The 23,559-nt window shown below is 69.4% G+C and carries 22 protein-coding genes and 1 pseudogene; 8 read left to right on the top strand and 15 right to left on the bottom strand.

Annotation, left to right across the window (positions count from 1 at the left end):
* Positions 1–55 precede the first annotated feature (55 nt).
* From JHN63_RS17830 to JHN63_RS17820, 3 genes are all read left to right on the top strand, one after another.
* On the top strand, positions 56–1,660 hold the full coding sequence (locus JHN63_RS17830) for a CHASE3 domain-containing protein (protein ID WP_200682056.1): 1,605 nt from the start codon (positions 56–58) through the stop codon (positions 1,658–1,660).
* A gap of 26 nt (positions 1,661–1,686) precedes the next feature.
* Positions 1,687–2,850 carry a PP2C family protein-serine/threonine phosphatase gene (locus JHN63_RS17825; RefSeq protein WP_200682080.1) on the top strand — a complete coding sequence of 388 codons (1,164 nt, stop codon included), beginning with the start codon at positions 1,687–1,689 and terminating at the stop codon, positions 2,848–2,850.
* Between the two features lie 791 nt (positions 2,851–3,641).
* Positions 3,642–3,809 (top strand): hypothetical protein, encoded by a 168-nt coding sequence (locus JHN63_RS17820; protein WP_200682055.1) that lies wholly within the window; start codon positions 3,642–3,644, stop codon positions 3,807–3,809.
* Positions 3,810–3,811: 2 nt separating this feature from the next.
* On the opposite strand, the gene JHN63_RS17815 is transcribed toward JHN63_RS17820, so the two are convergent.
* The gene (locus JHN63_RS17815; RefSeq protein WP_200682054.1) at positions 3,812–4,363 is read right to left on the bottom strand and encodes an ABATE domain-containing protein; all 552 of its coding nucleotides are present in this window, start codon (positions 4,361–4,363) and stop codon (positions 3,812–3,814) included.
* Between the two features lie 113 nt (positions 4,364–4,476).
* Between JHN63_RS17815 and JHN63_RS17810 the strand changes: the two genes are divergently transcribed.
* On the top strand, positions 4,477–5,805 hold the full coding sequence (locus tag JHN63_RS17810) for an MFS transporter (protein ID WP_200682053.1): 1,329 nt from the start codon (positions 4,477–4,479) through the stop codon (positions 5,803–5,805).
* Positions 5,802–6,230: a hypothetical protein gene (locus tag JHN63_RS17805; RefSeq protein ID WP_200682052.1), complete on the top strand. Its 429-nt coding sequence runs from the start codon at positions 5,802–5,804 to the stop codon at positions 6,228–6,230. Before JHN63_RS17810 ends, JHN63_RS17805 begins: the two co-directional genes overlap by 4 nt.
* Positions 6,231–6,398: 168 nt before the next feature.
* On the opposite strand, the gene JHN63_RS17800 is transcribed toward JHN63_RS17805, so the two are convergent.
* From JHN63_RS17800 to JHN63_RS17760, 9 genes are all read right to left on the bottom strand, one after another.
* Positions 6,399–6,761: a glutamate ligase domain-containing protein gene (locus JHN63_RS17800; RefSeq protein WP_200682051.1), complete on the bottom strand. Its 363-nt coding sequence runs from the start codon at positions 6,759–6,761 to the stop codon at positions 6,399–6,401.
* On the bottom strand, positions 6,761–7,282 hold the full coding sequence (locus JHN63_RS17795) for a C39 family peptidase (protein ID WP_200682050.1): 522 nt from the start codon (positions 7,280–7,282) through the stop codon (positions 6,761–6,763). The genes JHN63_RS17800 and JHN63_RS17795 overlap by 1 nt, the downstream gene beginning before the upstream one ends.
* A gap of 63 nt (positions 7,283–7,345) precedes the next feature.
* Positions 7,346–8,410: an ATP-grasp domain-containing protein gene (locus JHN63_RS17790; RefSeq protein ID WP_234477292.1), complete on the bottom strand. Its 1,065-nt coding sequence runs from the start codon at positions 8,408–8,410 to the stop codon at positions 7,346–7,348.
* On the bottom strand, positions 8,407–9,207 hold the full coding sequence (gene dapF / locus JHN63_RS17785; protein ID WP_200682049.1) for a diaminopimelate epimerase: 801 nt from the start codon (positions 9,205–9,207) through the stop codon (positions 8,407–8,409). Before dapF ends, JHN63_RS17790 begins: the two co-directional genes overlap by 4 nt.
* Positions 9,208–9,593: 386 nt before the next feature.
* A complete protein-coding gene (locus tag JHN63_RS17780) occupies positions 9,594–10,133 on the bottom strand; it encodes an NUDIX domain-containing protein (protein ID WP_200682048.1) in 540 nt (179 codons plus the stop codon).
* Positions 10,130–10,405 (bottom strand): hypothetical protein, encoded by a 276-nt coding sequence (locus JHN63_RS17775; protein WP_234477291.1) that lies wholly within the window; start codon positions 10,403–10,405, stop codon positions 10,130–10,132. Before JHN63_RS17775 ends, JHN63_RS17780 begins: the two co-directional genes overlap by 4 nt.
* Positions 10,406–10,615: 210 nt before the next feature.
* On the bottom strand, positions 10,616–11,461 hold the full coding sequence (locus tag JHN63_RS17770) for a helix-turn-helix transcriptional regulator (RefSeq protein WP_200682046.1): 846 nt from the start codon (positions 11,459–11,461) through the stop codon (positions 10,616–10,618).
* 27 nt (positions 11,462–11,488) lie between these two features.
* Positions 11,489–12,001, bottom strand: a complete 513-nt coding sequence (locus JHN63_RS17765; RefSeq protein ID WP_200682045.1) for a DUF6879 family protein — start codon at positions 11,999–12,001, stop codon at positions 11,489–11,491.
* Complete coding sequence (locus JHN63_RS17760; RefSeq protein ID WP_067022411.1) at positions 11,979–12,209, bottom strand: hypothetical protein; 231 nt, start codon at positions 12,207–12,209, stop codon at positions 11,979–11,981. Before JHN63_RS17760 ends, JHN63_RS17765 begins: the two co-directional genes overlap by 23 nt.
* A 643-nt stretch (positions 12,210–12,852) precedes the next feature.
* Between JHN63_RS17760 and JHN63_RS17755 the strand changes: the two genes are divergently transcribed.
* The 3 genes from JHN63_RS17755 (at position 12,853) to JHN63_RS17745 (ending at position 18,986) form a co-directional block, all read left to right on the top strand.
* Positions 12,853–13,269 (top strand): hypothetical protein, encoded by a 417-nt coding sequence (locus JHN63_RS17755; RefSeq protein WP_307781909.1) that lies wholly within the window; start codon positions 12,853–12,855, stop codon positions 13,267–13,269.
* A complete protein-coding gene (locus JHN63_RS17750; protein WP_200682043.1) occupies positions 13,266–17,753 on the top strand; it encodes a caspase family protein in 4,488 nt (1,495 codons plus the stop codon). The genes JHN63_RS17755 and JHN63_RS17750 overlap by 4 nt, the downstream gene beginning before the upstream one ends.
* 486 nt (positions 17,754–18,239) lie before the next feature.
* The gene (locus tag JHN63_RS17745; RefSeq protein ID WP_200682042.1) at positions 18,240–18,986 is read left to right on the top strand and encodes a DUF317 domain-containing protein; all 747 of its coding nucleotides are present in this window, start codon (positions 18,240–18,242) and stop codon (positions 18,984–18,986) included.
* Between the two features lie 82 nt (positions 18,987–19,068).
* Here JHN63_RS17745 and JHN63_RS17740 read toward each other — a convergent pair whose 3' ends face one another.
* From JHN63_RS17740 to JHN63_RS17720, 5 genes and pseudogenes are all read right to left on the bottom strand, one after another.
* Entirely contained in the window at positions 19,069–20,784 is a 1,716-nt protein-coding gene (locus tag JHN63_RS17740) for a relaxase/mobilization nuclease domain-containing protein (protein WP_200682041.1), read from the bottom strand.
* Positions 20,781–21,122 carry a plasmid mobilization relaxosome protein MobC gene (locus JHN63_RS17735; RefSeq protein WP_200682079.1) on the bottom strand — a complete coding sequence of 114 codons (342 nt, stop codon included), beginning with the start codon at positions 21,120–21,122 and terminating at the stop codon, positions 20,781–20,783. Before JHN63_RS17735 ends, JHN63_RS17740 begins: the two co-directional genes overlap by 4 nt.
* Before the next feature lie 397 nt (positions 21,123–21,519).
* On the bottom strand, positions 21,520–22,449 hold the full coding sequence (locus JHN63_RS17730; protein ID WP_200682040.1) for a DUF2637 domain-containing protein: 930 nt from the start codon (positions 22,447–22,449) through the stop codon (positions 21,520–21,522).
* A 322-nt stretch (positions 22,450–22,771) separates the two neighbouring features.
* A complete protein-coding gene (locus tag JHN63_RS17725; RefSeq protein ID WP_200682039.1) occupies positions 22,772–23,458 on the bottom strand; it encodes a hypothetical protein in 687 nt (228 codons plus the stop codon).
* Between the two features lie 7 nt (positions 23,459–23,465).
* A pseudogene (locus JHN63_RS17720) lies at positions 23,466–23,559 on the bottom strand (helix-turn-helix domain-containing protein); the annotation flags it as partial.

Here is a 23,559-nt window from a genome sequence, read left to right as displayed (position 1 = left end):
GTGGCCGCGCCCCCCGTATGGTGCAGGCGGCTGTCACGGCGGAGGGGTACTCGGGATGAGCGGGAGCACGAGAGCGCGTGCGGGGGCGTTGTCCACCTGGACGACCCGGCGGTGGCTGCGCGTCGGGGCGGTGGTCTCGCTGACGGCCCTGGCCCTCCTCGGGGTGACGGGCGCGTGGATGCTCCAACGCACGGGATCGATCACCGAGAACCTGGTGAACGTGAAATCTCCGGCCCTGAGTACGGCACTGCAACTGGAATCGGCGCTGCTGAACCAGGAGACCGGCATCCGCGGCTACGGCCTCACCGGCACCGCCGACTTCCTCACCCCCTACCGGCAGGGGCTCGCCGACCAGACAACCAGCACCGAGCGCCTGACGCAGCTGCTCCACGATGACGCGGCCGGCCTGAAGGACCTCAAGGCCGTACGGGATGCGGCGGAGACCTGGCAGGCACGGGTCGCGCGCCCGATCTCCGCCACCCCCGCCGGAAGCCCCTCGCCGCTGGCCGCCGTACGCGCCGCGGAGGGAAAGACGGACTTCGACGCGCTCCGTGCCGCCCTGGCCGGCCAGCAGAAGCGGTTGCGGGCGGAGCGGACACAGGCCGCCGGAGACCTCTCGTCCACGATGCGGTTGCGCAACTGGGTCTTCGCCGCGATCGCGGTCGTCATCGCCGTACTGAGCGTGCTGGTCTTCGAGGGGCTGCGCCGTGGCATCACCACGCCCCTGGGGCAGCTCGGGGCGGATGCCCGGGCCATCGCCGGCGGTGACTTCGGCCATCCCATCGCCCCCACCGGGCCGGCGGACCTGCGTCGGCTCAGCGGTGAGATCGACTTCATGCGCCGGCGCCTGGTACGGGAGCTGGCGTTCACCGAAGAGGCGCGGGTGAGGCTCCACGCGCAGGCGGCCGACCTGCAACGCTCCAACGCCGAGCTGGAGCAGTTCGCGTACGTCGCCTCCCACGATCTGCAGGAGCCGCTGCGCAAGGTCTCCAGCTTCACCCAGCTCCTCCAGCGCCGTTACGGCGGTCAACTCGACGCCCGGGCCGACCAGTACATCGATTACGCGGTCGACGGCGCGAACCGCATGCAGGTCCTCATCAGCGACCTTCTCGACTTCTCCCGCGTCGGCCGCGTCCACCACGAACTCCAGAGCGTCGACCTCGATGCGGTACTGCGGCAGACCCTGTCCACTCTGAGCATGAGCATCGAGGAGAGCGGGGCGTCCATCACCCACGATCCGCTGCCCTCGCTGGTCGCCGACCCCACCCAGATGGGCATGCTCTGGCAGAACCTGATCGGCAACGCCGTCAAATTTCGCCACCCCGGCCGTCCGCCCGTCATCCACATCTCCGCCGCCGAGGACGGCGCACTGTGGCGGTTCACGGTGACCGACAACGGCATCGGCATCGGCCCCGAGTACGTCGACAAGGTGTTCGTGATCTTCCAGCGGCTGCACACCAAGGACGCCTACGACGGCAGCGGCATCGGCCTGGCCATGTGCAAGAAGATCGTCGAATTCCACGGCGGCACCATCGCCGTCGATCCCGATTATCAGGACGGCGCCCGGATCACCTTCACCCTCGCCAGTGAGCCCCCCAGGGCGATAGAACCATCAGCGATGCCCGAAGCGACCCGCGCCGACACGGAGCCAGGACCTTGACCACCCTCGCCACAGCCCCGCCCGGGATGCCCTCGCCGGACCCGGCGTACCGCATCCTTTTGGTCGAGGACGACGAGGCGGACGCCGTACTCGTCGACGAACTCCTCCACGACACCGGGCTGCGCTTCGAACTGTCCACGCGGACAACGCTCGCCGGAGCCCGCCGCGAACTCGCCTCCCGCGACATCGACTGCATCCTGCTCGACCTGCACCTTCCCGACGCCTCCGGCACCAAGGCGATCGCCGCCGTACGCGAACTCGCTCCGCACACCGCCGTGATCGTCCTCACTGGCCTGTCGGAGAAACAGGCGGGGGCCGAGGCCATGGCCGCCGGCGCCCAGGACTACCTGGTCAAAGGCAGCGTCGCAGCCGACCAGCTGCACCGGACCATCCGCTACGCCGTCTACCGCAGCCAGAGCGAACGTGCAGCCGCCGAGGCCCAGAAAGCCCGCCTGCGCGCCGAGGAGAACGCCCGCCTGGAACGGGGCCTGCTGCCTCAGCCCCTCCTCGATACGTCGACGGTCACCGTGACCGCCCGCTACCTGCCCGGCGCCGAACGAGCGCTGCTGGGCGGGGACTTCCTCGACGTCGTCGAAGGCGACGACGGCCTCCTGCACGCCGTGGTCGGCGACGTCAGCGGACACGGCCCGGACGCCGCCGCAGCCGGCGTCTGCCTCCGCATCGCCTGGCGCTCCCTCATCCTGGGCGGCCACCGCGGTCCCGGCCTCCTGCGCCTCATGGAACGCATCCTGGTCGCCGAATGCGGCCCCCGGCCCTTGTTCGCCACCTGCACCCTCCTCACCCTCGACCAGCAGGCTGCCACCGCCACCCTGTACCTGGCCGGCCACCACGCCCCGCTCCTCACGACCGCCGGCGGCACCCGCGAACTCGACGTAGAACACGGACGGGCTCTGGCCATCACCCAGAAGCCCGCCGCCTGGCCGGCCACGGTCATCCCGCTCCCGGCCGCCGCAGCCCTGACGCTCTACACCGACGGCCTCACCGAAGGACACAACGGCTCGCACACCGGGCGGCTCGGCGTCGAAGGACTCCTCGCCCTCATCCGCAACCTGTCGCCCAACGACGCAGCCGCCCACGTCGACCACATCATCAAAGAAGCCCAGGCACTGAACGCCGGACGTCACACCGACGACATCGCCGTCCTCCGACTCGACTGGGACACCGGGTAAGTTCCTGACGCCGCCGGAGACCGTGGCATGCGCGGGACTACGGGCGGCTCAGGGCTGCCATCACGTCGGTGACCAGGCGGATCACCCGCCGGACCACCCACCGCAGCGGTCGGCAGACCTCACCAGAGCACGCACGGGCCTGATGATCATGGCCTCGCGGAGCCATCCCTCTAAGGCTGTGGCCGACCGGAGCCCGTCTCCCGCAGGGCAATTACTGACGGGCTCCGGCCCCGTCCTCACAGCCGGTTCGCGATGAGGCGAACTCCCGCCCGCCTCACGGCCGCGAGGGCGACCTGATGACGGCCGTCCTCACCGGCCAAGAACGGCAGCCATCCCTGAAACGGTCCCAGACAACCCGCCGTCCGCGCCCCGACTTTGCCCGCGCCAGTCCAGGTAACTCGTCCATTCCTGTCCACCGCTGCCGGAAAGTCCGCCGGCCGGGCATACGACGTCATAGGGGTGAGGATGGGGAAGGACCGCTTCGAACCCCAGGCGTGGCGGTCATCCTGGCGGCGGAACTCGTCGGATCCCGCTCCACCTCCGACGCTGAGACGCGGGCAGCGAGTGGGCTTTGACGACCTGGACTACCAGCAACCGCGATGGGCACTGCTCCCTACGGGAGTTGACCGGAGTACATGGTGGCGCGCACCCTGCGCGTCCTGGCCGAACTGCCCCTCAACGGCAACGGCAAGACGGATCGCGGCGCCCTTGCCGCGCTGCTGTCGCGATAGCCGGGGCCTGTATGCCTTCCTCATCCCACCAATTCGACGACGCAGACCACGAGCTTCGCGGTGGCGTCCCGTCCTGCGCACGATCGCGGCGCTCGCCTGCCGACTGGAACAACCCTGGAACTCGTCGACCACACCCTGCTCATAGGTAGCCCGGCATGCACCGACTACGACGCCACCGCCACACCGCTGGTCGTGCACCGGAACCGCGAACACGGCGTGGGCGCGTGAGGCTATCGCGGCGAGGGCTGCGAACGGCGCCGACGGTAGGCCGCGGCGTTGGCCCGCCCGCCGCAGGTCTGCTTGTCGCACCAGCGGCGGCTGCCGGACCGGGAATGGTCGATGAAAAGTCGAGTGCACTCGGTGTCCACGCACGCCCGGATGCGACGGTAATCGGAGCCGCCGAGCAGGACGCACGCCTGATGGGCCACCGTGGCCCGTACCTGGTCGACGTCGCCGCGCCACACCGCGCGGCCCAACTCCTCCAGCACCGGCGTGACCTGCTTGCCGGCCGCTGTCCTGCTGATGAGCCGCAGGTCCCCGGCGCGGGGTTGCTGGTCCGACAGATCTGCGGACGCCGTGCGGTAGACGGCCTCACGCAACTTCCGCATCCGCTCGACATCGGCGTCATCGACCCGCCCGGCAACGTCCGCCAGCCCCGCCTGCTCGATCCACTGGGACAGATCCCGCGGGCCGACCAGCAGTTCGATCGGGTAGCTGCTGCGCCAAGTCAGCGTGGCGGCCAGGTCCAAGGCCGGATGACCGCTGACGAAAGTGAACTCCACCCCATCAGTGTCGCCCACGCAGGCATACATCGACAAGATCGTGGAATCAGACCCTTAACCGATAACGCTCGCGGAAATCCGGGGCCGGTTCCATACCGTGCCACGGCCCCCTGATGACGGGCAGGACCTCGATGGCCGCCACCGCCGCACCCGCCGCCGTCGCCACGCCCACGGCCTGTTACCTCGGCGTTGCGATACCGGCGCGTCTGGCCGACGAGGGAGCGCGCGTCGCACTCGTTCTGCTCGCCCTGGCCCGCGAACACAGCGCAAGCCTCGGCGGCCTCCTGGTCGCCGCGCTGATGGTGCCCCACGTGGTCGCGGCTCCCGTGGCCGGCGCCCTCGCCGACTGGGTCCGCCACCGCAAGCTCTTCCACGGCCTGGGCCTGGCCGCCTACGGCACCGGTCTGGCCGCGACGGCATGGGCGCTGGGCCGTCTCCCCACGCCCCTCGTCCTGCTCCTGGTCCTCGCGGCCGGCTGCTGCGCGCCCCTGGTCACCGGGGGACTCACCAGCCTGCTAGCCGAACTCCTCCCCGAGCGAGCCCTCACCCGCGCCTTCAGCATCGACTCCACCACCTACAACCTGGCAGGCATCCTCGGCCCCGCGCTGGCAGCGATTCTGGCCACCACGATCGGACCGGGCGCGGCTCTCTTCGCCCTCGGCACGGCCGCGCTGATCGGCGCCTGTGCTGTGACCCTGCTGCGGCTGCCTGTCCGCCCTCCCACCAAGGGCCGTACGACCGACGCACTACGGCCCGCCGTCCTCGCGGCCGGCGCGCGGGAAATCCTGAGCAACCCACCGCTGCGGTCCGTCACCTGGGCCAGCAGTATCGGCCAGATCGGCATCGGAGCCTTGCCCGTCATCACGGCGCTCCTGGCGACCGAACGTCATGCGGGCTGGGCGGCGGGCGGTCTGATGACCGCCTTCGCCGTCGGCGCCATGGCCGGCTCCCTCACCTACGCCGTCAAACCCTGGACCCGTACCCGGCCCGAACGAGTAGTGCTGCTGTGCCTGCCGCTGATCGCACTGCCTTTGGCCTTGGCCGCATGTGTCGCCGGAATGGCACTGACCACGGCGCTGTTCGCCACGGCGGGCTGGGCAACGGGTCCGCTGTTCAGCACCCTGCTCGCCGCACGCGAACGCTACGCGCCGCAGCCGTTGCGCACCCAGATCTTCACCCTCGGCGCCGGTCTGAAGAGCACGGCGGCCGCGGCGGGAGCAGCCGGGATCGGTGCCCTGGGCGCACTGGGTGCCGCACCGCTTCTGGGTATGGCAGCCGCCGCGCAGATCGTGGCGGCAGGGCTTGGTGTCGTCCTGCTGACGCACTCGCCGAGGAACGCACGGCGAGCGAGCGGAAGGCCGGACGGCAGCGTCGGGGACGGCACGTGCCAGGAACCCACCGCATCGGGAGAGCGCGCGTCCACCAGGGCGCGACGGCATTGACCGCCGACTGTCCCGGCCGGAAGAGAGAGGCCATACTGCAGTACCTGATCCAGCACAGCGCGACCCGCGCCGGCGCCTCCGGTACTGCGACCGCCCGCCTGACCCTGAGCGTCGGCGCCAACGGCCGGGCCTGCGGACTGGCCAGCGATCGCGGCAGCACGGCACACATGGTCTTCGGCTCCACCGACCAACAACTGGCCGTCGGCCAAACCGGTCTCCTGCTCGGTGCGGCCGACGACGCAAGCCTCCTGGTGCAGGTGGCGGCCGGCCTGCTCGCCGACTGCTATCAGCACTTCGGAGTCGTCGAGGCCGAACAGCTCACCCACGACGGCAAGATCAACCTGCCAGCCTGGGGACGCCGGTCTCACGAAATGATCAGTGCATGGGCGAAAGGCGTGGGCGTCGGCATTCATACCAACCCCTGAGGGTCCCGCTCGTGAGCCCACGAGTGTTTCTGTCGTCGCCCTGGCGCTCGGCCTCCACCAGGCAGGCGACGACCTGGATGCGGACTACATCCACATCCGCAAGAACCGGCTTCGCCTCAAGCACGTCACGTGCGGCTACCGCTGGCCACCCAGCAGGCCGACGGCTGTTCACAGGCCGGTGACGGGCTGCCCCGTGAGTGCTTGGGCGATCTGCCAGAGCTGTCCGCCGCGGGACGCCTTCACGAGAACGACGTCGCCGGGGCGGAGGATGGAGGCCAGGTATGCGGCGGCGGTGCCGTTGTCGCCGACCATCGCGATGTCCGGGACGCCTGCCGCGCCCGCCGCGAGGGCGAGTTGCTTGGCGAGTGTGTCGCCGACCGCTACGACGAGATCGACGCCGTTCTCGGCTGCCATGCGGCCGACCGCGCGGTGGGCTTCGACGGCTTCGTCGCCGAGCTCCAGCATTTCTCCGAGTACGGCGATCCTCCGGCCGCCTGCGGCCTGGGTCGTGTCGCCGTCTGCCTCGGTCATCAGGACTCTCCGTTGTTCAGGGGCGCGAAGGTGATCGCGCGGCCGGCGTAGGAAGGGGACAGGCGAGTCAGGGGGACTTGATCGTGCGTCTGGCCCCAGGCCGACGGGTCCCGGATGAAGATCGTCGGGTCGGGGCCGTTCTCGTAGCCGCGGAGGATGACGAGGTGGCCTCCGGAACGGCCGTCGTCGGGGAGCTGCTCGGTGACGGACACGATGACGGGTGCGTCATCGAGGTGGCCGAGCAGTTCTCCGACCGGTACGGGCTCTGCGGCCGATGGGACGCCGAGGTCGGTGGCCAGGCTCGCGATCCCTGCATGTAGTGCTCCACGCGGGGTCAGGACCTCTTGCTTGACCGCGAGTTTCAGCAGTTCCGTGACCGTGGGTGCCTCGCGCCCGTAGGCGAGCAGGATCATTCTCAGCGAGGCCAGGCCGCACGCGCGGTTGGACCATTCCACCCTGTCCCCGAGTGCCCAGCCTCCGTGCCGATCCCACTCCTCGGGGGCGATGAGCTGTCGGCACATGGGGACATCGTGGACGCGCGACACAGCGGGCGGGCTCCTACGGTGAGACGGCAGCCTCCCGGGTCAGCGTGGTGCTGGAAACGCGGGAGTGGGCAGGGGGACATCGTAGGGCGGTCGGGTCAACGCCTCATGCAGCATGGCCACTACGACGTCCGTGTGCGTGAGTCCGACCATCGCGGCGCCCACCACGAAGTTGCTGTCACGGGACATGCCCGGCGTGCTGTTGACCTCCAGCACGTACGGCTCGTCGTCCTCGGCGAGGATGAAGTCGACGCGCGCCGAACCACGCAACCCGAGTCCGTCCCACAGCGTCGTGGCGCACTCGGTGACCTTGGCCAGCACCTCCGGCGACAACTCGGCGGCCCGCACGACCACGGCGCCCCTGGAGTCCACGTCGAGCTTGGTGTCGGCGTCGTAGAACTCCGCCTCGGTCGCCTCGGTGGCCAGCGGAGGGAACACCACGACCGCGCCTTCAGGGAGTTCGAGGAGCCCCACGGTCAGCGGTACGCCGGTCAGATAGTCCTCGACCAGTACGGCATCGCCTTCTTCGCCGGCCGCGTCCGCCAACGCCCGGGGAAGATCGGCCTGTTCGCGTACCAGGCTCATGCCCACGCTGGAGCCGCCGAACGGTGGTTTGACCATCGCGGCGCGTCCGTTCCACTGCGTTGATCCGCCGGACCACACCCACCACCCGGGCGTGGGGACGCCGAGGCTCAGCATCACCCGCTTGCACAGGATCTTGTCGGCGGCCACCGCGGACGCCGCGACTCCGCTGCCGCAGTACGGCACGCGCAGGTAGTCGAGCAGGCCCTGGAGCCTCCCGTCCTCCCCGTATGGCCCGTGCAGGTTCGAGAGGGCGACGTCGTAGCCGGCCAACTCCGTGATGAAGCCCGGCTCGCACGGGTTCAGCACTTTCCAGCGGGCGCCGATGTCGTCGAGGGCCTCGGACAGGGCGGTCACGGAGCGCTGGTCCACGGGGCACTTCGAGTGGTAGAGCCGGTCCTCGGCTGACACCGGCCCGTGGACGAGGGCGACACCGAGTCCCTCGCGGTCGCGCTGCCAGTTGCGAAGGTTCTGGGCGGCCTCGCGCACCGCGAGGTCAGAGCTGGAGTCGAGGAACTGAGTCATGCGAGGACCCCTTCGAAGGTGTGGGTGACCGGACCGCCGACCCAGTGAGTCCGCTTCGGCCGGTCGGGATGTGGCCGGACCGTGAGCGGTTCCCCGGCGCGGTTGTGGACGGTGACAGCGTGCGGCGACACGAGTCCGCGCAGGGTGGCGATGACAACGGCCGCGACGGCTCCGCTCCCGCACGACAGGGTTTCCGCCTCGACGCCGCGCTCGTAGGTGCGGATCTTCAGCGCCTGGCGGCCGGCGGCTTGTACGAAGTTGACGTTCGTCCCCAGCGGGGCCAGGTCCGGGTGGTGGCGGACGAGGCGTCCGACGAGTACCGCGTCGATGGCATCCACGTCGTCCACGATGGCGACGACGTGTTCGGTGCCGGTGTGGGCGCTGTCGAACCAGGTGAGCTTGCCGTTGATGACGGTCTGCACGCGTCGGGGATGGACCGCGCCGATCTCGGCGGTGACCCACACGGAGTCGTCGCTAACGATCGCCTCGTGCATCACCCCGGCCATGCGCAGACTCATCTCGCGGAAGCCGTGGTCGTGGTGCGCGGCCCAGGCGGTACACCGCAGCGCGTTGCCGCACATCGTCGCGATCGAGCCGTCGGCGTTGAAGCAGCCGACTTCGAGGACGACCGGGCTGATGCTGATCAGGCTGCTGATGACAAGGCCGTCCGCGCCTACGCCGGTTCGCCTGGCACAGAGGCGCTCGGCCTCCTTCGACCAGTCCTTCTCACCGTCCGGCGCGGGGTCGGACAACAGGACGAAGTCGTTCCCCGCTCCGTGGATCTTGCGGAAGCGCATGGCGAAGCTCCTCGCTGGCGTGAGGTGGCAGTTCTGGTGGTGGCTGAATGGGGGCCGGGATCAGAGAAGTTCGACGGGCCGGTACGTGGTCGCAGACTCCTTCATGACCCACGGGGAGTGCCCGTCGAAGATCAGAACGCGGCGCCCTGCGGTGCCGGCGGACCTCATGTCGCAGACCCGCAGGTACAACCCGTCGAGGAACACGAAATCGCCTACGTGGACATCGCTTGGTTGCCTGTAACCGGGGATTGTGCCGAGGGGAGGAGGCACAGGGGTTGGCTCGGTGGTGCGGCGCTCGTACATTCAGCTCCTCCAGATGGCCAGGAGGATCGAACCGCCGAGCGCCAAGAGACTTGCCACGTAGGCGAGTTGCTGGTTGCGGGGACTCATGCGGCGCCGACCAGATGACCGCGTAGGCGCTCACGGACCGACGTAATGCCGATATCGGCCACGGGCACCCAGGCAGCTGTGCCGGTCTCGATCATCGTGGGGAGGACAGCTCCCGAGTGGGCCCGGAAGAGATACCTGAAGCCGACCCTGATGCGGGGGCCGTGCTCGGGCCTGGCCCTGGACACGTCGAGGAGGAAAGGGCCCTCGCCGCCGGGCTCCGTCCACACGTCGCGGATGCCGACCTCTTGGGCCAGGAGCCGCAAGGCCGCGCCGCTGAGCGAATCGTCCTGGGGCTCAGGCCGAGCCTCGGCGAGAGCGAAGCCACCTCCGTGCCGTAGGGACAGCACACGGTGGTGCTCGTCCACAACGACCGCTCCGGTCATCACCAGGGGACAGCGCATGTCGTGGAGGCAGGCTCCGCGCTGCGCGTGATCACGTGCAGCGTCGTACACGGGCATGAGCGACATCGTCTCGGCGGGGTGCTCGTGGATGTAGTGGGACAACTCCCGGACGATCTGGTCCTCCCGGATACTCACGGGGCACCGAGCCCATGACGCTGTGTGTAGATCCACAGGAGCCTTCGCGTGACGTCGGCAGCATCCCGGAGGTAGATGAAGGCGCCGAACGACGGTGTCTCCGCGGTCGGACGGTTCTGCAGGTCGAGAAGCCGGTACCCCGTACGGAACAACTCCCGTACGTCCTCGTCCTCGTCCGCCCCCAGATCCTCACCGAGCAGAAGGTTGAGGTGCCCGACGATCTCCGGCAGGGCGGTGTCCATGTCCTTGCGGGTGGAGGTGGCCATCTGCATGGAGAGGGCCGTCTCGGTGCTTTCCGAAATCGTCTCGACGTCGACGGGGAGAACTTCGGTTCCCGCGCTGTCGGTTGCTCTCGATGCCTTGCCGCTACTTGCCACAGTGATCACCGTCTCGCCCCTTCAATGCGCGTTTCCGGCCGTGCCAGTAACGCTAAGAAGGGCGACGGGAAGGGCTCTACGAGTGTGCCGGAACTTGCCCGGCATTCACCCCAGGGATTCGATGGCCGCCGTGATGATTTCTCGCGCTGCCGAGCCATAGACGGCAAGCTCGGCCAGATCCGTGAACGTCTGGGCATACATGGCAAGTTCCTGCTTCTGCGTGACGGCGAGATGGGCCGAGACGAGTTCGACGTGGACCGTGTGGTCGTCGTACAGGAAGAAACCCTCGACCGGCCAGAGGCCGGAACGGTCTGCGTCTTCAGGGATGATGCCGATACTCACCGAGGGCAGCGCCATAACGCTGAGCAGATAGCCGAGTTGGCCGGCCATCACCTCCGTCCCGCCTATGCGTTTTCGAAGCGCTCCCTCTTCCAGGAGGATCGCGAACGTGTGGTTGCCGTACACGATCTGCTGCTTTTTCACGCGCACCTTGACGGCCGCCGGCACGTCATCAATGAGGCCGCGGCGGTCGCGAATTGAGGTGAGCAGCGCGGTGATGTACGAGGCCGTCTGTATCGGGCCGGGAATGAGCCACGGCGAGTAGATACGGAAGCGCTGGGTGCGTTCCCACAGAGGGAGGACGGACTCCTGGGCCTGCTTCAGGCCGGTGCGCTCCATCCGGCGCCACTCGACGTACATGCCCTCGATGCCTCGGGCCGTCGAGACGAGATCCTCGGCCGCGCTCTCCGCGCCGCACGCAGCGGCCCACGCACGCAGGTCGCGCTCCGAGGGCGGACGCGTGCCGCTCTCGAAGCGCGAACACTTCGACTCGTGCCAGCCGAGGCTGCTGGCCAACGCTCGTTTGGTGAGCCCGGCTTCGAGCCGGATTTCGCTCAGGCGTTTGCCGAGAGCCCTGCGGGCTTCCTGAACGCTCGAAGATGGCGATGTCATGTCGCTGCGAAGGTGCTGTTCGGGTTGTCAGACCGGCTGGAACTCTGCGTGCGGTGTTGCCCGCGCCCACACGGCCTCGAAGGCCGACTCGCAGAGCTTGGCGACCGCCGGGTCGTCCGTGAGTTCCACCTCCATGTTCTCGCCCTCTCCGTCGAAGTGGTTGACGAGGACGAGGTTGGAGTCGAAGAGCCAGAAGTCGTTGCCCGGGAGTGCGAGGTCCGTGGCGCTTCGCCGGGAGAGCCAGCGGACGTCCTCGCCGGCGGCGATGTTGAGTCCGTCCGTCACGTCGTACTCGAAGCGGATGTACTCACTGACCGGAGTCGAGACGACGCGGGCCCGGCGGACCTCGACGCTTCGCGAGGTCGCCTCCGTGACGATGGCGTGCCAGTCGCCCCAGCGCTCGACCGGGTCGAGTGCGATGCCGGCCTTCCAGTCGATGAAGGCCGGGTCCGACTTCATGTAGGCGTCGCGCATCTCCAGATGGACAGCCGTCCGCTGGCAGGCGCGGAACAGCTCCTCAAACGTCGGGGTCCTCGTCAACCTTCTTCACCTCCAGGAAGAACTGCACCATGCGCCGGGGGATCTCCACCACCGACTCATGGCCGGGGATGTCCATCTGCCCGAGGCGCTCGATGTCCTCCACCTTCAGCCCCTGCACGAGGTAGCTGTCCTTCTCCTCGTCGAGGTAGATGGTGGGGGAGCCGCCACTGGGACTCTCCGGGTCCTTACCGAGCTTGCGCAGGGCCATGATGTCCTCCTCGGATGCCGGTAACGATCTCTGTGCCAGAGCTTGCCCGTGGGTGCGCCGTGGAGCCAGGAACTTGCCGAAACTTGCCAGGTGAGTACGGAAGTTGACGTTACGCGGCCGGGGGCGGGGCGACGAGCAGTGCGCTCGGTGCGGGCCTCGGGGATGGCCGGATCCGGTTGCTGCAGGCCCCAATTCACCAGTTCTGTCCTTCGACAGCGAATTTAGTCGTGTGCAGCTCGCTGACCTGGGCCGACTAGATTGGATGTCGACGAGTCTGCTCGTGCTGATGCCGTTCGAGGGGCTATGGTCACGCCACCGATGGCTCCTTGCTGCCTCCAAGTGCAGTTGCCCGCTCACCGGGGTGGCCGATTGTGCTACGTACCTCGCGCGGGGTGCGGCTCACGAGGCCATGGCGGTGAAGCCGCGCGTGCAGGCGGCCTTGATCACGCTTCGGTCTGCCGTGGGCACTCACGGGTCGCCTGATGCGGCTTCCGCGTTCTTGTCCTGCCTCACCGCTGCGGGGTGGAGTCACGTTTGTCCCGCAGAGAACAGTGGCCCTGGTCAGTCCCAGCAGCTGCCGCTAATCTCATTGCAGCCGTGAAGGCAACGGGTTAGACGCGGCGGCGACGGGGGCCTGCGAGAAGTGACGCTGAACACTAGCGGCCCGGAGGCCGCCGACGAACTTCGCTCGCTGCACGCCTGGTTGACGGATGTCGACGAGTTGAGAGGCCGAGTCGGGTGTAAAGAGAGCCCACCAGGGAAGGGCACGCTCGGTCCTTTGCTTGAGGCGCTGACGGTGGCTCTCGGTCCGGGCGCCGCGGCGACCGCGCTGGCCACGACGGTCATCGCCTGGCTGCGTACCCGGCGCAGTGAGATACGCATCAAGGTGTCGCTCCCTGACCGCCGTTCGCTGGAAGTCTCCGCCAGGAACGTGGCCGATCTCGACGCGGCAGCCCTACGGCAGCAGGTGGCCGACGTCGCGGCCCTGCTCGGCGCGCAGGGCCAGCAAGGAGACGCGACCTTGCGGATCGCCCCGCCCGAGCGCCGCGAGGAACGATGACCGATCTGGACGGCGCGGGCGTACAGGTTCTGCTGATCGCCACCGCGACGCACCAGGACGGCGGACTGCCCTCGGTACCCTCGGTCGCCGACAGCTTCAGAGATCTGCGGACGGCTCTGATCGAGCGTTGCGGGGTGCGCCCGGGGCATGTGACGGCGGTGCTCGACCCGGCCGACGCCCAGAGCATGGCCCTTGCCGTGGCCAGGGCGACGAAGCGCGCGGACACCGTTCTGCTGGTCTACTTCATCGGGCACGGTCTGCTCACCCCGGGCGGGGATCTGTACCTGGCCGCCGGCAACACCGCGGAGCTCGCTCCCGGCATGGCCGAGCACCAGGCGTACTCCTTCGCCGCCTTGCGGGAGGCGGTGCTGGCGAGCCGGGCGGCGTCCAAGGTCGTCGTACTGGACTGCTGTTTCTCCGGGCGCGCGTCGCTCGGCGGCACCTCATTAGTCACCGCTTTCAACGCGGCCCCCGGGAACGGGATGTATCTCCTCGGGTCGGCGGAGCTACTGGCCCGCGCTCCGGAGGACGCCGAACACACCACGTTCACCGGAGCGTTCCTGGAGCTGTTGGAGACCGGCGACGCCGAGGGGCAGCAGTCGCTGACCCTGGACGCGGCCTACTACGCCTTGGACAGGAAGCTGCGGGACAGACAGCAACCCGTGCCCCGCCGGGTGAGCGGAGATCTCTCCGGCAATCTCGTCATCGCGCCGAACCCGGCTTTTCGGACCCGCGCCTCGACACCGGTTCGGCAGCCGCCCGCTGACAGCGTCTGCCCCTACCCGGGGCTCGGCCCCTTCACGGTGGACCGGGCCGATGTCTTCGCCGGGCGGACAGCGATGACCGAGCGCCTTGTGGAGGCGACGGCGGCGGCTATCGGCGGACCCGGCCCCCTGATTCTCGTCGGGGCGTCCGGCTCCGGAAAGACCTCCCTGCTCAATGCCGGTCTGCTGGCCGGACTGCGCACCCACGGATTACCCGGCCTGCCCGGGTCGACCCGCTGGCCCAGCCGGCGTCTGACCCCCGGCAAGAACCCGCTCCGGAATCTCGCCGACGCGCTCGCGCCCGAGTCGTCCGACACCGCATACTCGCTGCTCGCGGACGGCCACGCGGCCGAACTCGTGGACCCGCTGCTGGACCGCCCGGGACAACGGCTGGTCATGGTCGTCGACCAGCTGGAGGAGCTGTTCACCCTCGGCGCGGACCCGGAGGAACAGACGGCGTTCCTGAGGGCGGTGACCGCGCTGGCCCAGCCTGGAGAAGGCCACGAGCCGCGGGCCCTGGTGGTCTTCGCACTGCGGGCGGACTTCTACGCCCAGGCAGTCGCACACCCCGAACTGCGGACCGTCCTGAGCGCGAGTCAGTTGCTGGTCGATCCGATGGACATCGGCGAACTCCACGCCTCGATCGAGGAACCGGCGGGCACCGCGCAGTTGGAACTCGAGGACGAGCTCGCCCCCCTCATCCTGAAGGAGCTCGGCAGGGCGACCGGCGGACGGTCCCCCGCAGAGGCGCTGCCCCTCCTGTCCCACGTGCTGCAGGAGACGTGGAGGGAGCGCGAGGGCCTACGTCTCACCGTCTCCGGCTACCTCGCCACCGGCGGCATCACGAAGGCCGTCGCGACCACCGCGGAGAAGGTCTACGGCCGGCTCAAGGCGGAAGGCCAGGAGGCCGTGCGTCTCATGCTGCCCCGGCTGGTCCGGGTGGGCGAGGACGCCGCCGACACCGCACAGCCCGTCGAGTGGCCCGTACTCCTGCACGGGGTGTCCGACGACGCGGTCGCACGGGACGCGATCAAACGGTTCGCCGACGCTCGCCTGCTCACCCTCGACCGAGACACGGTCCGGATCAGCCACGAAGCGCTGTTGCGCGCCTGGCCCCAGCTGGGGCAGTGGGTCGACGAGGATCGCGACCTGCTGCGCGCCCGTCAGCAGCTCGCCTCCGACGCGGCGGGCTGGGAGCAGTCCGAACGGGACTCCTCCCTCTTGTACCGAGGGAACCGGCTCGTCGCGATGCGGGAACGCACGGCTGCCCCGGGCGCCCCACCTCTCAGCTCGGTGTCCGCCGAGTTCATGGAGAGCTCCTGGCGCCAGCACACACGGGAGGGCCGCCGCCGCCGTGCCGCGTTCACCTTCTTCGTCGTCCTGGCCCTGCTGGCGACGACCGGTCTGGTCGGCGCGGGGATCTACTGGCGGCGGGCCGACCAGGCACAACAGCGCGACCTCGCCCGGTATCTGGCCGCCGAGGCCGAGGGCCAGCGCGAGCTCCACCCCGGGCTGGCCAAGCAGCTCAGCCTGCTCTCGTACCGGATCGACCACAAAGCCGGCCGCAGCGCCCTCCTCAACAGCCAGCGCACTCCAGGTGTGATCAACGGCGACGAACCGGCCTACGACCTCTCCTACAGCGCGAACGGTCGAGTGCTCGCCATCTCCACCGGCGACTCGATCGTCCTGCGTACCAGGAACGGCGACGGGCGGATCGGTGGAATTCTGTCCGGCCCGATCGCGGTGGCCGCCGACGGTACCGTGCTCGCCGCGGCCACCTACGACAGCGACGGCTCCGCCTCGGCGACCGTGCGGTTGTGGGACATCTCCGACCCCGGCCGACCGCGGAAGCTGGCCGCGCCCAAGACATCGGACGCCGTCACCGCGCTGGTCTTCGGCACAGACGGGAACACCCTCTTCGCCGGTACCTCGGCGGGCGAGATCCGCCGCTGGGACACCGGCGATCCGGCGGCACCGCACGCCCTGTCCCCGCTCCGGGGCAACGGTAAGCAGGTCGACTCCCTGGCCGTCTCCCCCAAGCGCGGTCTGCTCGCGAGCGCGAGCGTGGACGGGCGAGTACAGCTGTGGAAGGCAACCGGCGCCAAGCCTGTCGCCACGCTGCGCGGGGCACCGTACACGTCCTCCTACGACGAGCACATGCGGCCCCTGCACCGGATCGCCTTCGACAGTTCGGGCGGGCTACTGGCTGCACCGGCCGAGGAACCGAAGAAGACGGACACCTTCGCGTCCAGTGACGACCTGGCCCTGTGGACCCTCGACGACCCGCAGGCTCCCCGGCAGGTCGTGGCGGCCGACAAAGGCGTGTCGTCCGGCTCCAGCAGATGCTTCGACAGTGTGACCTCGATGGCGTTCGCCTCGAAGAGCAAACGGATCGTCGCGAGCTGCGGCGGCAGCTGGAAGGTCTGGATCTACACCTACGGAACCGACGCGGTCCTGCCAGGCGCGTCGAACACCGTCTACAGCTCGAACGGCGGTGTGGCCCTGTTCGCCCCCGGCAACGCCGAACAGCTGCTCCAGGCCACCGACCGCGGCGTCCAGGTCTGGGACCTCTCCAACGGGGCCCAGCCGGGGGCGCTGGGATTCATACCGCCGACGCCCGGCACCGGAAGTCAGCTCGCCCTCGCGATGTCCGGGAAAAAGCTGCTTCTCGCCTTCCAGGGTGTGGGCACGAACTGGCTGCGGGATCTCAATCTCCGGCATCTGAAGTCCAAGGCGCTGGTCTCGACGCACGCTCCCGACATGTTCTCGGGACAGGACATCGCCCTCAGCCCTGACGGCAAACTCCTCGCCGACACCGAGGTCTACAAGCAGGGCAAGCAGACATACGCCAATCTCTTTCTGCGCAGCACAGCCAGCCCGAAACAGAAGCTGAGCATGATCAACGTCAACAACGGTGTGGGAGCACTCGCCTTCAGCCCGACCAAGCCCCTCCTAGCCGTCTCCGACTACAACGGCCTCGTGGCCAGCAACCCCAAGCCCCAGGTCGTCCGGCTCTACAACATCGCCGACCCCCGGCATCCGCGGCACATCTCCACGATCGAGACGACCGGATACGGACTCGGCTTCACCCCGGACGGCAGATCGCTCGTCATGAACGAGTCCCCCCAGGGCACAAAGAAGGCGGACCGCCCCACCGCGGGCCCGCTGGTGCGCAGCTGGAACGTCACCGATCCCGCGCACCCGTCCGCGTCGTGGTCGGTGCGCCTGCCCACCGGCACCGACTTCGCTCATTTCGCGTTCCGGCCGGACGGAAAGCTCTTCGCGCTCTACGACGACACCGGAACGCTCCGGCTGTGGAACGTCCGCCGTGACCGCCTCGTCGGTTCCCCCGTCAAGGTGTCCATCGGCAGCCTCGGCGGCGCACTGGCGTTCAGCCCCGACGGGACCCGCATCGCCCTGATCGCGTACAACGAGGACAACGGGGACAACCCGTCCCGCCCCGAGGTCTGGGACGTGAGCGACTCGGCCTCACCCACCCGGCAGTTCTATATGCCGACCGCATCAGCCTTCTACTCACTGGCCTTCACCCCCGACAGCAAGATCCTCGCCGTGGTGCGCGCCTCCGCGGGCGTCGACCTGTGGGATGCCGATCCCCAGCACGTCATCACGGACCTCTGCAACGCGGTCGGCGACCCCATCTCCGAGCAGGACTGGAAGAAGTACCTGCCGGACCACCCCTATCAACCGCCATGCCAGTGACGTAGATCCTGCATTTCCAGTTCGACCGTCACCAATACAGTGCCGCCCTGCGCGCACCGAACGCGGTAATCCCGCTCCGATGAGATGTGATCCCCACACCGGTGAGCGCTACTGAAAACGAACGGGTGATGTCGGATGACGGCCGTACCGGAACCGCCTCCTCGAACCTGGCCGTCGCACAGGTCAGCAGGGGACGCCGCCGACGCATACCCGCGGCATCCCCGCACGACACATCGACGTACGACACCGCTCCGTCCTCTCCAGCCGGTACGGCCATACAACACCTCCAGCGTGCTCACCCCACACGACTAGGTTCACTGTCACAAAAGCCGAAAAGGCTTAGTTCGTTGTCAAAAGCCTCGAATGGATGTCAAAGGACAAGTTCGCCGGAGGCAGACACGGAAGATCCCGCAGGGACTGGAGTCCTGCGGCAGAGCATGTCAACGTACAACACCCTGCTCGGAGAGCCTTTCCGAGCCCATGGCCATGGAGGCGCCCCTGCTCCCGCACCATCCCGGCGAACCATCCCCTCCCGACTCGCCAGATCCCGTCTACTGGGTCACCCCGCGCCACTTGGCCGGCGACGACGGCATGCTCGCCGAGCGGATCGGCGACACCCTGGCCGAACTCGGCTGGCGCATGTGGCCCACTGCCCGCGACACCCTGCTCTACGTGAGTCCGGACGGGCTGCGCGGTGCGGAGTGGCTCCTCGCGGCCTATCCGTTCAAGCTGGGCGGGCTGTCCATAGCTTGGCAGTTGAGTGTCCGTCCGCATGCCGACGCCGCGATGGCGGAGTGGAACGCGTACTTCACCACCGGCGTTCCGTACGAGGTGCTCGCCGATCTCCTCATGGCGATCGACGCCCGTGAGGCGCCCGACCTCGCCTTCGAGGGAGCCGAGACGGTGATCAACGTACTCAGCGCGCAAGGCTGGGTCCGCGACGTGGATCGCCCTCGTACGACTGCTATCGATCCCGGACTCTCCTCCAGCGTCTCCCTCGAACCAGTGCCCCCGTTCATCCAGGACGCCGACCCACGCCCTGATCTGTTCGGTTGGCAGGCGTGGGCAGAGCCCGTTCTTGGCCTCCCGTACTTGTGGTGCGCCAGTTTCAGCGCCAGCGTTCCGCATGACCTGGTCGCTGTTTTCGCTTCCTCGCTCGCCTCGCCGGTCCCGGTGCCCCGCCGAGTGTTGCCCAAGAGCGCCGAGGGCCGGCTGACCATCCGTCGCCGCTGACGCGCCAAGTCCTGGGACCGACCTGCCTCATCGGTGCCCCTCTGCCTGTCCTAGGTAGAGGGGCACCGGCGTATGCACCGTCTCAGCGGATCTTGCGGGGCCGGTCGTCTCGGCTCGGAGCAGGCGAGACTGCCCGTCCGCTGCGCCTGGCGGCAGAAGGCGTGTGGTCGGGCATCGTGGTGGCGTCGGCGGGTAGATCGGCCATCCGGCGCAGCCGCCACACCAGCACGTCACTGATCGAGTCGGCGGTGCCCAACTCCCGTCGTCCGGCAGCCTCCGCCAACAGCGCCGCCGGATCGTGGCCGGCGCTTTCGGTGTCGGCGAGGGTGACCGCCAGGGCGTGCCAGCCCGGCTCGGCCAGGATCTGCTCGGCCAACTCGGGTACCGCCGCCCGCAGATGGGCGGCGTGCTTGTGTCGCAGGGGCTGCGACAGGCGTCGGCCATGTTGATGGAGCACGTTCATGGGGACACCGGCTGCGGCTCGGTAGGCCGTGCGCAGGTGTCCGGCGGCCTCGCGGGCTGCGGCGGCCTGTTGGGCGTGTTCCCTTTTGGCGTGCCAGTGGGCGGCGGCGGTGACGAGGAAGAACAGCATGTCGATCGCCATGGCGGTGGTGGCACCATCTTCGCCGCGGCCGAGGGCGGGGCCGCTGTGGACGAGGTCGCGGGCTGCCTGGCGCAGGGCACGGTCGTGTCCGCGCACGGCCTGGACGTGGGAGCGGGTGGCCCGCTCGAACACGAAGGCCGCCTCGCGCAGTTCGGCGCGGGTGTGGGCGGCGGAGGTCTTGGCGAGCGCGTCCAGAACCTCTCCGGCGGCGGCGATGTGCGCGGCCACCTGTGCGTCCTCACCGTGATCGATGACCAGCACCGCCTGCCACACGGCGGTGGCCGTCCGGCGCCGTGCCATTGCGGGCCCGCTCGGGGCGGGGGCGGAGGGCGTGGTGCCCGGGCCCTGGTCCGAGGTGCCGTCGGAGAAGCGCTTGCGGATGCGGGGCAGGGACAGGTCGGGGGCGAGGGTGGAACCGGCATAGTAGACCGGTTCCTTGTCCCCGTTGCGGTCGTCGGGCAGGGCGACCTTGTATCCCTGCAAGTCGCCGGACGGCAGCACCTTGGTGCGTACGAGCAGCCCGGCACCCTTGAGGCGGTCGAGGAACTCCTCCTCACTGCTCGCGCCGGCCACCGCGCGGCGCACGGTCTCGCGCAGCTCCTCGCGGGCGGTGCGGTCCCGGCCCTCGCGTTCGGCCTTGTGGCGTTCGGCGCTGGTCGGCCGCTTGGCGGCGGTGCCGTCCCCGGCCGGGACGCGGCGCAGTCCGTAGTCGACTTCGATGCGGCGGCACTCGGCCTGGGCGCGGCGGGCCTCGTTGTGCAGGCGGGGCCGTCGGCCGTCGTCGCGTACGAGGGTGGCGATGATGTGGATGTGGTCGTCGGCGTGCCGGACGGCCGCCCAGCGGCAGGCGGCTTCGTCGCCGTCGGGGGCGATGCCGGTGGTGGCGACCATGCGGCGGGCGATGGCTGCCCAGTCCTCGTCGGGCAGGATCGGGTCCTCGGGGGCGGCCCTCACGGACAGGTGCCATACGTGTTTCTCGGGTCGCTTGCCGGCGGGCAGGGCGGTGACGGGCTGGTCGAGCAGGTGCTGGAGCTGTTCGTAGGTGGCCTTCGGGTCGCGGCCGGGGTCGGGGGTGAGCGGGTCGAAGGCGGCCACCAGGTGCGGGTCGATGTGCTCCTCTTTGGTGCCGGGGCCGTAGAGGTAGCGGATCAGGCCGATGGTCTCGCTGCCGCGGTCATGGATGCTGGGGATCACGCAGGGGCACCACCGTCGCGGTGGGCGAGCAGAGCATCTGCGGCGTCCTCCATGCGGCGGGCGGCGTCTCCGACGGCCCCCGCAGCCGCGTCCAGGTGGGGTGCGTCGGCGCCGGAGTTGAGGGCCTTGGCGACCTGGTTGAACAGGCCGTGGATGCGGCCCAGGTGCCGGCGGGCGGCGAACAGCTCGTTGATGACTTCCCGTTCCGTCGCGATCTCGGCGGCGGTGCGGTTCAGGTCGCGGGCGGCCTTGTCGGCGGCGTAGGCGAGGAAGGCGGCATTGGACATCTGGCAGTGGGCGGCGGCGTCGGTGAATCGCTTGAACTCGGTGTCGTTCATACGGCAGCTGGGCTGCTTCAGTCGCTTGCGGGACTTCGGCAGACGGGCACGCTGACGTCTGGTCGACACGGACTCGGCCTCCCGCCTCCCTCCCTGCTGCGGTCCGCCCTCGGTCGCAGCCTGACTGCCCGGTGCCCCCTGGCGCCGGGCTGTTCCCGCCGCCCCCGGGGCGGGAATTCCGGAAGCATCGCTTCCGGTACAACTTGCTGCGCTGTTCAGGCCGGTGGTCATCTCCCCTTCGGCTGTGGGGAGTTCGTAGTTCGGGTCGTGCATGGGCCGGTTCTCCGTGGGTGCTGTTACCGGGTGCTTCGCTGTGCGCAATCCCCGTGCCCCGGGCTTGTCTGCCCGGGGCACGGGGTGAGCTGGAAGGGCGGGGCGGTCGGTGTGTTTGCGGGTTTCAGGTGGTGGCGACGGCGGCTGTGCCGCGTTGCCTCTGGCGCTCGGAGGCGGCTTCGTCGCGTCCGTCGAGAGGCTCGGTCTCGGAGCCGTCGTGGGCGGCGGGATCTGGCCGGTCGGTGCGCTCGGCCTGAAGGTGGTCGCGCAGGGTGCGGGCGCGGTTCTGGCTGATCCTGAGTTCGTTGCGCAGGCGTTGTGCGGTCAGCTGGTCGCCGCTCCAACTGGCAGTCAGGCGCCGGGCCTCGTCGAGGACTTCGGCGTCGGTGCGCGTGCGGTCGGGAGCCGACTTTGTGGTGGAGGGGACCTGCCCGGTCGCACGGTGCGGGGCGGCTCCGGTCGACTCAACCGTGGTGGTCGACCGTCGCGGTCGGGTGGAGCGGGCTGCCTGGTCGGCCTCGGTCGGCTTGGCCACGGGCGTCTTGGCGGCTTTTGCGGGGGCCGACGCGGTCGGCGGCTCGGGGGCTGATAGGGCCTGGTCAGAGTTCGACCGTGCGGGCTGCTCGTCGGCCTGCCGACCAACCGCTTCGGCAGAGTCGGCCGACTCGGGGTGGTGGTGCAGCACCTTCGCCACGAGGTCCGACCCGAAGTAGATCGACCCGACCGGGAGCGAGGTCGCCAGGAGTACGAGGGCCCAGTTCGCCGGGTCCCAGTCGGTCAGTCGGCCCCACCGGGTCGGCATGGTGTGCAGGGCGGGGGTCAGGCCGTGCACGTAGTTCAGCAGGAGGCTGGCGATCGTGTAGGTCGCCAGGACCCGCAGGGCGAACTTCCGGTCGGCATCGGGCAGCACGAGTGTGGCGATCAGTGCGAGGGCCATCAGCCCGTCGACCACGATCGGGTAGAACAGGGCGGCGGTGGGGTCGGCGCCGATGGCGCGGGCGACGTCGGACAAGGCGTTCCACGAGACTCGGAAGGCCATGAGGACTACAGCCATCAGGCCGAGGACGAGGGTGGATCGTGCACCGCGGTTCGGGCGATGACTCTCAGCTCGTGCGTCGGCGTGGCGGCGGTAGAGAGCTCGGAGCCGGGTGAAGGGGGAGCGGTGGCTGTCGGAGCTGGGGGTGGATGCCGGAGCTATCGGGGTGGGGGAGGCCAAGTCAGATATCTCCAGGGTGGGCGCAGGCGGGCATGAGGTGAGGTCTCCGAGGAAGCCGTCCGGGCATGGCATTGGTGCTGCCGACGGGCGGTGAAGATGGGATTCGGGTGTGGCGGAGGGGCCGTTGGTCAGGCGCCGGCGCCGATACGGCAGCCGTCGGTCACGCGGCTTCCTGCCGGGCCAGCTCCGCCACGGCGAGGTCCACGCGGGTGGGGTGCGGTCTCATGCGGGGTGCGTTGCCCCGGGCGTGGCCGTCGAGTCCGAGGCGCCGGCTGCGGCAGGGCTCGCCCTTGATGGCGTGGCACCACCGGCACGGGACGCTGAGAGCGTCGGGCTGTCCGGCGGCGACGGCAGCCTCGCGGGCGGCACGCGCGGGCCGGTAGGGGGCGAGTGCCGCGCGGACGGCCGGCGGGATGGACGATCCGACGGCGGCGAGGCGGGCATCGATGTCCCGGTGCGGGCCCCCGGTGAGCTGTCGGTGCGAGGAGGGAGCGGCCATCCCGGTGGCGACGGCGTGCCGTGTGCCGAGGAGTTCGGTGCGCCAGGCGACGGGGTTGTCCGGATCGGCGACCGGGGTGGGATCGGTGTGCCGGTCCAGGCGGTCGCGACGGTAGGCGCGCCACTTGCGGGCGACGTCCACCGGGAGGATTGGATACGGGGAGGCCAGGACGTGGGCCCGTATCGTCTCGCGGACGTCCCAGCCGTGATCGGTGGCGAAGGGCACGTCGCTGAGCAGCTCCTGCCACTGGGCGATCTGGTCACGGGCATCGCCCGTGCCGGCGGGGATGGTGCGGGGATCGAGGCGGCCGATGTAGGCGAGGACGGCGGCGACTTCGCGTCGGTCCAAAGGCGGGTTACTCCGTTCCGGTGGGTTCGTCGAGGGCGGCGAGCAGGGCGGCCGTGTGCGCTTCGGTGCGGGTCATGCCGGTGGTCGAGGTGGGGGTGGGT

Source organism: Streptomyces sp. MBT65 (assembly GCF_016612545.1).
Classification (GTDB): Bacteria; Actinomycetota; Actinomycetes; order Streptomycetales; family Streptomycetaceae; genus Streptomyces.
The sequence above is the reverse complement of the archived record's forward strand: the minus strand, read 5'-3'. Positions and strand labels throughout refer to the sequence as shown.

What these genes read in the sequence shown, in the direction of transcription:
- JHN63_RS17750 (WP_200682043.1), top strand. Translation starts at nt 13,266, where the DNA reads ATGACCGATCTGGACGGCGCGGGCGTACAGGTTCTGCTGATCGCCACC.
- JHN63_RS17735 (WP_200682079.1), bottom strand. Translation starts at nt 21,122, where the DNA reads ATGAACGACACCGAGTTCAAGCGATTCACCGACGCCGCCGCCCACTGC.
- JHN63_RS17810 (WP_200682053.1), top strand. Translation starts at nt 4,477, where the DNA reads ATGACGGGCAGGACCTCGATGGCCGCCACCGCCGCACCCGCCGCCGTC.
- JHN63_RS17745 (WP_200682042.1), top strand. Translation starts at nt 18,240, where the DNA reads ATGGAGGCGCCCCTGCTCCCGCACCATCCCGGCGAACCATCCCCTCCC.
- JHN63_RS17790 (WP_234477292.1), bottom strand. Translation starts at nt 8,410, where the DNA reads ATGACTCAGTTCCTCGACTCCAGCTCTGACCTCGCGGTGCGCGAGGCC.
- JHN63_RS17730 (WP_200682040.1), bottom strand. Translation starts at nt 22,449, where the DNA reads ATGGCTGTAGTCCTCATGGCCTTCCGAGTCTCGTGGAACGCCTTGTCC.
- JHN63_RS17795 (WP_200682050.1), bottom strand. Translation starts at nt 7,282, where the DNA reads ATGTGCCGACAGCTCATCGCCCCCGAGGAGTGGGATCGGCACGGAGGC.
- JHN63_RS17825 (WP_200682080.1), top strand. Translation starts at nt 1,687, where the DNA reads ATGCCCTCGCCGGACCCGGCGTACCGCATCCTTTTGGTCGAGGACGAC.
- JHN63_RS17760 (WP_067022411.1), bottom strand. Translation starts at nt 12,209, where the DNA reads ATGGCCCTGCGCAAGCTCGGTAAGGACCCGGAGAGTCCCAGTGGCGGC.
- JHN63_RS17800 (WP_200682051.1), bottom strand. Translation starts at nt 6,761, where the DNA reads ATGACCGAGGCAGACGGCGACACGACCCAGGCCGCAGGCGGCCGGAGG.
- JHN63_RS17775 (WP_234477291.1), bottom strand. Translation starts at nt 10,405, where the DNA reads ATGCAGATGGCCACCTCCACCCGCAAGGACATGGACACCGCCCTGCCG.
- dapF (WP_200682049.1), bottom strand. Translation starts at nt 9,207, where the DNA reads ATGCGCTTCCGCAAGATCCACGGAGCGGGGAACGACTTCGTCCTGTTG.
- JHN63_RS17830 (WP_200682056.1), top strand. Translation starts at nt 56, where the DNA reads ATGAGCGGGAGCACGAGAGCGCGTGCGGGGGCGTTGTCCACCTGGACG.
- JHN63_RS17770 (WP_200682046.1), bottom strand. Translation starts at nt 11,461, where the DNA reads ATGACATCGCCATCTTCGAGCGTTCAGGAAGCCCGCAGGGCTCTCGGC.